We start from the raw sequence: 326 nt of genomic DNA on the forward strand, positions 1-326 counted from the left end.
ATTATATTCCTAGGGATGGTTATAGCAGTTTTATCTGGGTGCTCAATGGGGCACAAGGATCCAGTTGAGATAAAACAAGCCTTGAACGAAGCTGCTAATCAAGCCAACAGTAAAAGTTTGGATGAACTGCCAGAGTCGGTACAAGCGGATCTGATGCCGGATCTTGAAGGATTGTCTCCGTCTGACCAGCCAACGATTAAGCGCTTTAGAGTGCAAGCCAATGGCGTGCAAGCTAAGGCTTTCTTTGCCAGTTTAGTAAAAGGCACGGAGTTTAGTGCGGCGATTCACCCTAATGTAGAAGGGCGCATCACGGTTAACCTTACTGA

1 pseudogene is annotated in these 326 nt (G+C 46.6%); it reads left to right on the forward strand.

Annotated elements, in window-relative coordinates:
• Positions 1–326 (forward strand): annotated as a pseudogene (locus AB4585_RS29425) (pilus (MSHA type) biogenesis protein MshL); the annotation flags it as partial.

The organism is Vibrio sp. 10N.222.49.C9 (assembly GCF_041474985.1).
Classification (GTDB): domain Bacteria; phylum Pseudomonadota; class Gammaproteobacteria; order Enterobacterales; family Vibrionaceae; genus Vibrio; species Vibrio crassostreae_C.